This is a genomic window from Shewanella sp. AC91-MNA-CIBAN-0169 (genome assembly GCF_040310165.1).
Lineage (GTDB): Bacteria > Pseudomonadota > Gammaproteobacteria > Enterobacterales > Shewanellaceae > Shewanella.
On record NZ_JBEOPM010000104.1, the window covers coordinates 1 to 276 of the forward strand.

The following is a 276-nucleotide window of genomic DNA, read 5'->3' on the forward strand; positions in this document are numbered from 1 at the left end:
GCTTTAGTGATGCCAAAGCAAGCTTACCAGCACTGGGTGCTGAAGTTGTGAGTATTTCAGGCGCAGGGCCGACCTTGTTTAGTGTATGTAAAACGCTTGAAGCGGCAGAGCAATGCGCGCAGTGGCTAGAGGAAAATTACATCAACGAACAAGGCTTTTGTCATATTTGTAAATTAGATAACGACGGCACGCGTCAATTAAATGTTTTATAGGAAAAAGAGTCATGCAATTACATAATTTAAAAGAATATTCACAAAAAGTGTCGTTTGTTGAAGC

1 pseudogene is annotated in these 276 nt (G+C 40.6%); it reads left to right on the forward strand.

Features of this window, described 5'->3' with window-relative positions:
* Nucleotides 1-212 (forward strand): annotated as a pseudogene (locus tag AAEY98_RS22300) (homoserine kinase); the annotation flags it as partial.
* Between the last annotated feature and the right edge of the window lie 64 nt (nt 213-276).